8 protein-coding genes are annotated in these 7,383 nt (G+C 71.5%); 7 read left to right on the top strand and 1 reads right to left on the bottom strand.

Going from position 1 to position 7,383, the window contains the following annotated elements; translation table 11 throughout:
- Window positions 1–164 precede the first annotated feature (164 nt).
- The 5 genes from CCN72_RS09415 to CCN72_RS09395 all read left to right on the top strand — a co-directional run bounded on the left by CCN72_RS09415 (window position 165) and on the right by CCN72_RS09395 (window position 4,776).
- The gene (locus CCN72_RS09415; RefSeq protein WP_086807109.1) at window positions 165–716 is read left to right on the top strand and encodes a DUF1453 family protein; all 552 of its coding nucleotides are present in this window, start codon (window positions 165–167) and stop codon (window positions 714–716) included.
- Window positions 713–1,864, top strand: coding sequence for a sensor histidine kinase (locus CCN72_RS09410; protein ID WP_086807108.1), 1,152 nt, complete (start codon window positions 713–715; stop codon window positions 1,862–1,864). The genes CCN72_RS09415 and CCN72_RS09410 overlap by 4 nt, the downstream gene beginning before the upstream one ends.
- Window positions 1,861–2,556, top strand: coding sequence for a response regulator transcription factor (locus CCN72_RS09405; protein WP_085566922.1), 696 nt, complete (start codon window positions 1,861–1,863; stop codon window positions 2,554–2,556). Before CCN72_RS09410 ends, CCN72_RS09405 begins: the two co-directional genes overlap by 4 nt.
- Window positions 2,557–2,626: 70 nt before the next feature.
- Window positions 2,627–3,175: a DUF485 domain-containing protein gene (locus CCN72_RS09400; protein WP_086807107.1), complete on the top strand. Its 549-nt coding sequence runs from the start codon at window positions 2,627–2,629 to the stop codon at window positions 3,173–3,175.
- Window positions 3,172–4,776, top strand: a complete 1,605-nt coding sequence (locus CCN72_RS09395) for a solute symporter family protein (RefSeq protein WP_086807106.1) — start codon at window positions 3,172–3,174, stop codon at window positions 4,774–4,776. Before CCN72_RS09400 ends, CCN72_RS09395 begins: the two co-directional genes overlap by 4 nt.
- Window positions 4,777–4,795: 19 nt before the next feature.
- On the opposite strand, the gene CCN72_RS09390 is transcribed toward CCN72_RS09395, so the two are convergent.
- Window positions 4,796–5,488: a response regulator gene (locus tag CCN72_RS09390; protein WP_086807105.1), complete on the bottom strand. Its 693-nt coding sequence runs from the start codon at window positions 5,486–5,488 to the stop codon at window positions 4,796–4,798.
- Window positions 5,489–5,646: 158 nt separating this feature from the next.
- On the opposite strand from CCN72_RS09390, the gene CCN72_RS09385 reads away from it, so the two are divergent.
- Both CCN72_RS09385 and CCN72_RS09380 read left to right on the top strand, forming a co-directional pair.
- Window positions 5,647–6,462 carry an ABC transporter ATP-binding protein gene (locus CCN72_RS09385; protein ID WP_037654120.1) on the top strand — a complete coding sequence of 272 codons (816 nt, stop codon included), beginning with the start codon at window positions 5,647–5,649 and terminating at the stop codon, window positions 6,460–6,462.
- Window positions 6,452–7,315: an ABC transporter permease gene (locus CCN72_RS09380; RefSeq protein WP_086807104.1), complete on the top strand. Its 864-nt coding sequence runs from the start codon at window positions 6,452–6,454 to the stop codon at window positions 7,313–7,315. The genes CCN72_RS09385 and CCN72_RS09380 overlap by 11 nt, the downstream gene beginning before the upstream one ends.
- Window positions 7,316–7,383 lie beyond the last annotated feature (68 nt).

Here is a 7,383-nt window from a genome sequence, read left to right as displayed (position 1 = left end):
CCCCGCCCCTGACCCATCTCCACCCCTGGGTGGAGGCCCGTCCTCCAAGATCTCCACCTGTGATCCACCCCGGCTCCGATCTCCCGACCTGCGAATTTCCGTAAATTCGAAGCGTCGGGCAGCGCTCGCTCCCGGCGAACGTCTTCTCGCTCACGGAGGATCTGATGGTGGGGCTCGCCAACGCGCTGGTGATCGTGGCCGTCGTCGCGCTCGTGCTGGTACGGCAGTTCCGCGCACGCCCGATCGACACGGACCGCCGCTGGTGGCTGCTGCCGCTGATCCTCGGGGTCATAGCGCTGCGCGAGCCCGGCATCCTCGACGCCCACCACCGCGTCGGGTCCGCCGCACTGCTCGCCGTGGAACTCCTCATCGGCCTGGCCATGGGCGCGGGCTGGGCCTGGACCACCCATGTCTGGACCGAGCCGGACGGCGCGGTGTGGAGCAAGGGAACCAAGGCGAGCGCCGCCGTCTGGGTCGTCGGCATCGCCCTGCGCATGAGCCTCTTCGCCATCGGCGCCGCCCTCGGCCTGCACCAGCACAGCTCCGCCCTGCTCCTCGGCTTCGCCGTCTCCCTGCTGGTCCGCGCCGGGATCCTGACCTGGCGGGCGAGCACCCTCGGCGCTCGTACGCCCCTGACCACCCAGCCTCTCGGCGCCACGAGCCGTCCCGCCGCGGCGTACGGTGACGGCAGGCCCGCCGGAGAGGAGCGCCTGTGACCGAGAACGCCTGGACGCGGTGGCCCTCGAAAGAGGCGCTGGGCCGCGCCGGAACCACCCGCCCCCGCCGCCTGCTCGCCTGGGCCGTCAGGGTTCTGGTGATCGCCCTGCTGCTGTGGGGCGCGTACAACCAGAAGCATGTCGGCGTCTGGACCGGGGTCGCCGCCCTCGCGGGCGTCGCCGCCGCCGGATTCCTCGGCTGGGCCTTCTTCCGGACCACTTACCAGCATCGGTTGCTCCCCTCCCTGCTCCTGCTGGCGACGCTCATGGGCATCGCGGTCGCCGCCGAGGCCACGGGATTCACGGCACTGGCCCTCGTCCTGTGGTGCGGCTGCGGGATCACCGCCCTGGAGCGGCTCCCGCTCGCGGCCGCGACCCCGGTGACCTCGGCGGGCCTCGCCGCGTACTCCGCCTTCAACAACGACGTCTGGCTGACCACCGCCGCCTCGGTCGCGGGTATGGCCCTCGCCGGGTACGTCCTGCGGCTGGACGCGGAGGCCCGCGGCAACGCACAGCGGCTCCTCGACCAGGAGCGGGCCGCGAGAGTCGCCGAGGCCGAGTCCGCGGCACTCGCCGAGCGGGCCAGAATCGCCCGCGAGATCCACGACGTGCTGGCCCACAGCCTCTCCGCGCAACTCGTCCATCTGGAGGCGGCCCGGCTGCTGATCGAGCGGGGCGCCGACCGGGAGCGGATCCTGGAGCGCGTGGTGGCCGCCCGGGGCATGGCCCGCGACGGCCTCGCCGAGACCAGACAGGCACTGTCCGCGCTGCGGGGCGAACTGACACCGCTGGAGGACTTCCTCGGTGAACTCGTCAGCGGGGCCGAGGGCGCCGCGGTCACCGTCACGGGTGAGCCCAGGCCCCTGCCGGCCGAGGCCTCCCAGGCCGTGCGCCGGGTCGCCCAGGAGGCACTGACGAACGTCCGCAAGCACGCCCAGGGCGCCAAGGTGGACCTGCGTCTCGACTACAGCGACCACCAAGTGACGCTGAATGTGCGGGACTCGGGCGGACGGCCCGGCGATCTCACGACCTCCGGCGGCGGGTACGGTCTGCTCGGTATGCGCGAGCGCGCCGAACTGCTGGGCGGCTCACTGGACGCGGGGCCGGACGAGGAGGGGTTCGCGGTGACACTGAAGGTGCCCGTATGACCGAGCCGGAGGTGGAGAAGAAGCCGGCGCGGGTGGTGGTCGCCGACGATCAGACCGTTGTCCGGGAGGGCATCGTGATGCTGCTCGGGCTGCTGCCGGGTGTCGAGGTCATCGGCGCCGCGGGAGACGGCGAGGAGGCGGTGCGGCTGGTCGGGGAGCTCGCCCCGGACGTCGTTCTGATGGACCTCAGGATGCCCCGCTGCGACGGCGTGGAGGCCACCCGGCGGATCCGGGAGCAGTACCCCGGCACCCAGGTGGTGGTGCTCACCACGTACGCGGACGACGAGTCGCTGTTTCCCGCGCTGCGGGCCGGTGCCCGGGGGTATCTGACCAAGGACGCGGGCGGCGAGGAGATCGTACGCGCCGTGGAGAGCGTGCTGTCGGGGGAGGCGGGGCTGTCGCCGAGCGTGCAGCGCCGTCTGCTGGAGCGGCTGTCGCAGGCCGAGCCCCAGTCGGCCGCGGTCGTGCCCACACCGCCTGTCCCACCGGACGGGCTGACCGTGCGCGAGACGGAGGTCCTGGTGCTGATCGCCGAGGGGCTCAGCAACCAGGAGATCGCCCACAGGCTGCATGTCTCGAACGCGACCGTGAAGACGCACATCAACAACCTGTTCGCGAAGACGGGCCTCAAGGACCGGGCGCAGGCGGTGCGTTACGCCTACGCCAAGGGGCTGGTGCGGCCGCCCGGGTGAGGTCACCTGATGGGGTGAAGAGCCCGGAGAAGAAGAGTCACGGAACTTCCGGGTCTGTTCATCCTTGGGCATGCAGTCAAGCGATGATCGTGCCCGGGGAGCGGGGGACGGTCCCGAGCGTTCGGCCGAGAACCGGAGGGACCACGGCGCACCCACCCGAGATGTACGGCACGAGGACCCTTGGTACGACCCGTCGGCCCTGGGCTGGGACGAGCCGTACGACGCCGGGTCACCCGCGCCGGCCGTGCCCCCGGCACGCGCGGAACCGGACCCGGCGGCGGCGCGCGCCCGCGAGGTGTACGTCGAGGTGCAGCGCAGCGCCGCCTTCCAGGAAGTGCGGGGCAGATACCGGCGGTTCGTGGTGCCGGGGGTCGCGGTCTTCCTGAGCTGGTACGTGGCGTACGTGGTCGCGGCGACCACCGCTCCGGGGCTGATGGCGAGGCCTGTGGTGGGCGCGGTGAACGTGGCGATGCTCGCGGGGCTGGGGCAGTTCCTCAGCACGTTCCTGCTCACCTGGGCCTACACCCGGCACGCGCGGCTGCGGCGGGACCGGGCGGCGCTGGAACTGCGCTGGGACACCCAGGAGTTGACCCGGGAGACGCGGGGAGGTGCCCGGTGACCGGCGATCATCAGACGCTGGCGCTGCTGTTGTTCAGCGGGTTCGTCGCGGTCACTCTCGGCATCACGACATGGGTGAGCCGGCGGAGGCGTGGTTCGGCGGAGGAGTTCTACACGGGCGGGCGGCTGTTCTCCCCCATGGAGAATGGTTTTGCCATCACGGGTGACTACATCTCGGCGGCCTCCTTCCTGGGCGTCACCGGGCTCATCGCGCTGTACGGCTACGACGGGCTGCTGTATGTGGTGGGCTTTCTCGTGGCGTGGCTGGTGGTGCTGTTCCTGGTCGCCGAACTGGTGCGCAACTGCGGGCGGTTCACCCTGGCCGATGTGGTGGCCGCGCGGATGAGCGAGCGCCCGGTGCGGATCGCGGCGGGCACCTCGTCGGTCGTGGTGTCCGTGCTGTACCTGGTGGCGCAGATGGTCGGCGCCGGCAGCCTGGTGGCGCTGCTGCTGGGGCGTACCAGCGGGGCGGCCCAGGCGTGGACGGTCATCGGGGTCGGCGCCCTGATGGTGATCTATGTGTCGCTGGGCGGGATGCGGGCCACCACCTGGATCCAGATCGTCAAGGCGGTGCTGCTGCTCGGCGGGACGATCGCGCTGACCGTGCTCCTGCTGCTGCGGTTCCATGGCGATGTCGACCAGTTGCTGGTGACGGCCGCGCGGCGCAGCGGCCACGGGGACGCCTTTCTGGCGCCCGGCTTGAAGTACGGCGGGAGCTGGACCGCCCGCCTCGACTTCATCAGCCTCGGCCTCGCTCTGGTGCTGGGCACCGCGGGGCTGCCGCACATCCTGTCCCGCTTCTACACAGTGCCGACCGCACGCGCCGCGCGCCGTTCCGCGGTGTGGGCGATCGGCCTGATCGGTGGGTTCTATCTGCTGACGATCGTCCTCGGGTTCGGGGCCGCGGCAGTCGTGGGACCGGGAGCCCTGCGTGCCTCGAACGCGGCCGGGAACACCGCGATGCCCCTGCTCGCCCTCGACCTGGGCGGCGGCGCGGGCTCCACCGGAGGAACGGTTCTGTTCGCGGTGGTCGCCGCCGTCGCCTTCGCCACGATCCTCGCGGTGGTCGCCGGCATCACCCTCGCCTCCTCCGCCTCCGTGGCCCACGATCTGTACGCCTCCCTCCGGCGCTCGCGCGGCGGACAGAAGGGCGGGGTGCGGGGCGAGGTGGTCGTGGCGCGGTTCGCCGCCGTCGGGATCGGTGTCGTGGCGATCGCGCTCGGACTGCTGGCCCGGGACCTCAACGTCGCCTACCTGGTCGGACTCGCCTTCGCGGTCGCCGCGTCGGCGAACCTGCCGGTGCTGATGTACTCGCTGTTCTGGCGCGGGTTCACCACCCGCGGCGCGGTGTGGGCCGTGTACGGCGGACTGGTCCCGGCACTCGGGCTCGTCCTGCTCTCCCCGGTGGTGTCCGGCTGCCGCGGCTCGCTGTTCCCCGGCGTCGACTTCCAGTACTTCCCGTTGCAGAACCCGGGCATCGTCTCCATCCCGCTCGGCTTCCTCGCCGGCTGGCTGGGCACGGTCACCTCGGACGAGACCCCGGACGAGGCCAAGTACGCCGAGACCGAGGTGCGCTCCCTCACCGGGGCCGGGGCCGCCTAGCGCTGCCGGGTGGCCACCGTCACGGCGCCACCCACGCGTACCGGTGCTCCGGGCGCCCGGTGTCGCCGTACTTCAGGGAGAGCCGCAGACGGCCGGCCTGTTCCAGGTGGCGGAGGTAGCGCTGGGCCGTGGAGCGGCTCAGGCCGGTGCGGGCGGCGACCTCGTGGGCGGAGAGCGGATGGTCGGCGCCGTACAGGACGTCGCATATCAGGTCCGTCGTGGGCGCGGTGTGGCCGCTCGGCAGGCCGGGCGCGGACGGCGCGGGAGCCGTACGCAGCGCCCCGAAGATCCGGTCCACCTGCTCCTGGCCCGCAACCCCCCGGCCGCCCACCCGGTCGACGGTGCGGCGCAGCGCGGCGTAGGAGTCGAGACGGGTGCGCAGTGCGGCGAAGGTGAACGGCTTCACCAGATAGTGCAGGGCGCCCAGGCGCATCGCCTGCCGGACGGTGGCGACATCGCCGGCCGCCGTGATCATGATGACGTCCGCGCCATGGCCCTGCTCCCGCATACGGTGGACGAGTTCCAGACCGGTGCGGTCCGGCAGATAGTGGTCGAGCAGCACCAGATCGATGGCGCCGCGCTCCACGGCGGCCAGTGCCTGGGCGGCACTGTGCGCGCGGGCGGCCACCCGGAACCCCGGAACCTTTCCCACGTATTTGGCGTTTATCTCAGCGACGCGGAAGTCGTCGTCGACCACCAGGACGTCAATCATCAGGCCTCTCCTTCAAGGCCGGCGGGCGTCCGGCCCGCCTGTGCGGCTCCGCAGTTGTAGCGCGAGCAAAAAGAGCACAACAGGTTCTTGCGAGCAAAAGAACGCCTTGTGCACACAAGACTGCTGCTCGTGCGGGGGCGGACCTACCGTCCCGGTTCATGAGCGCACACACCGGCCCCGCCATCGAGCTGCGGGGCGCGAGCAAGACCTTCAGAACCCCGTCAGGGGGACTGCACACGGCCGTGCGCGGTCTGGATCTCACCGTGGGACGCGGGGAGTTCGTGGCCGTCGTGGGGCCGACCGGCTGCGGCAAGTCCACCACGCTGACCCTGGTCAGCGGGCTGGAGGAGCCCACCGAGGGTGAGGTGATGGTGGCCGGGGAGCCGGTCGGCGGTGTCGGCGACAAGGTCGGCTTCGTCTTCCAGCAGGACGCCACCTTCCCCTGGCGCACCGTGCTGTCGAACGTCATGGCGGGCCCCCGCTTCCGGGGCGTCCCCAAGGCGGAGGCCCGGCAGAAGGCCCGCGAGTGGCTGGCCCGGGTCGGGCTCGCCGCCTTCGAGGACCGCTACCCGCACCAGCTCTCCGGCGGCCAGCGCAAGCGCGTCGCCCTCGCCGCCACCTTCGTCAACGACCCCGAGATCCTGCTGATGGACGAGCCGTTCTCGGCGCTCGACGTGCAGACCCGGGCGTTGATGTCGGACGAGTTGCTGGAGCTGTGGGAGGGCACCGGCGCCTCGGTCGTGTTCGTCACCCACGACCTGGAGGAGTCCATCGCGCTGGCCGACAAGGTCGTCGTGATGACCGCGGGGCCCGCGACCGTCAAGCAGGTCTTCGAGATCGATCTGCCCCGGCCGCGCAAGGTCGAGGCGGTGCGCCTCCAGCCGCGGTTCATCGAGATCTACCGGGAGATCTGGGAGTCGCTCGGCGAAGAGGTCCGCATCACCCGCGAGAGGGGTGCCGCCCATGTCGCCTGAGGTCCTCGACACCCCGGTCGCCGGCACCGCCAAGGCCCCCGACCGCGCGCAGAGCCGCGCCCGGGCCGCCCGCCGCCGCAAGCTCCTCGTCAACTCCGCGCGGGTGGTGCTCCTGGTCGCCGTGCTCGGTCTGTGGGAGGCGCTGTCCCGGGCGAAGGTCATCGATCCGTTCAACTTCTCGATGCCCTCCAAGATCTGGGACCAGATCGCCACGTGGATGATGCACGGCACCGCGCTCGGCTCCCTGGGCGAGCAGGTCTGGTACACGCTCTACGAGGCCCTGCTCGGCTGGCTCGTGGGTGTGGTCGCCGGTGTCCTCCTCGGCATCGCACTGGGCCGGATCGGCCTGCTCGCCGAGGTGCTTGGTCCATACATCAAGGTGCTCAACTCGATTCCCCGGATCGTCCTTGCGCCCATCTTCCTGATCTGGTTCGGACTCGGGCCGTCCTCCAAGGTCGCCTCCGCCGTGGTGCTGGTCTTCTTCCCGGTGTTCTTCAACGCCTTCCAGGGCGCCCGCGAGGTGGACCGCAACCTGGTGGCCAACGCCCGCGTCCTGGGTGCGAGCGATCGCAGGGTGACCCTCCAGGTGGTCGTCCCGTCGGCCACCTCATGGATCTTCACCAGCCTCCATGTCAGCTTCGGCTTCGCGCTGATCGGCGCCATCGTCGGCGAGTACATCGGCGCGACCAAGGGCATCGGCCTGCTCGTCGCCCAGTCGCAGAACACCTTCAACGCCGCCGGTGTGTACGCCGCGATGGTCATTCTCGCCGTCGTCGCCCTCGCCGCCGAGGGCCTGCTCACCTTCGCCGAGCGGCGCATCTTCCGCTGGAAGCCCGCCGGTTCGGACAGCTGACCCACCGGCCCCGGCAGCCGGGCGCCCCGGTCCGGACCACCGGCCGGCCCGCCGCAGGACCAGCCCCC

The organism is Streptomyces murinus (assembly GCF_002154555.1).
Classification (GTDB): domain Bacteria; phylum Actinomycetota; class Actinomycetes; order Streptomycetales; family Streptomycetaceae; genus Streptomyces; species Streptomyces murinus.
Note: the sequence above shows the minus strand (reverse complement) of the source record. Positions and strands in the feature narration are given on the sequence as shown.

Coding starts and splice junctions, on each gene's coding strand:
- CCN72_RS09390 (WP_086807105.1), bottom strand. CDS start 5,488: ATGATTGACGTCCTGGTGGTCGACGACGACTTCCGCGTCGCTGAGATA.
- CCN72_RS09400 (WP_086807107.1), top strand. CDS start 2,627: ATGCAGTCAAGCGATGATCGTGCCCGGGGAGCGGGGGACGGTCCCGAG.
- CCN72_RS09385 (WP_037654120.1), top strand. CDS start 5,647: ATGAGCGCACACACCGGCCCCGCCATCGAGCTGCGGGGCGCGAGCAAG.
- CCN72_RS09380 (WP_086807104.1), top strand. CDS start 6,452: ATGTCGCCTGAGGTCCTCGACACCCCGGTCGCCGGCACCGCCAAGGCC.
- CCN72_RS09405 (WP_085566922.1), top strand. CDS start 1,861: ATGACCGAGCCGGAGGTGGAGAAGAAGCCGGCGCGGGTGGTGGTCGCC.
- CCN72_RS09415 (WP_086807109.1), top strand. CDS start 165: ATGGTGGGGCTCGCCAACGCGCTGGTGATCGTGGCCGTCGTCGCGCTC.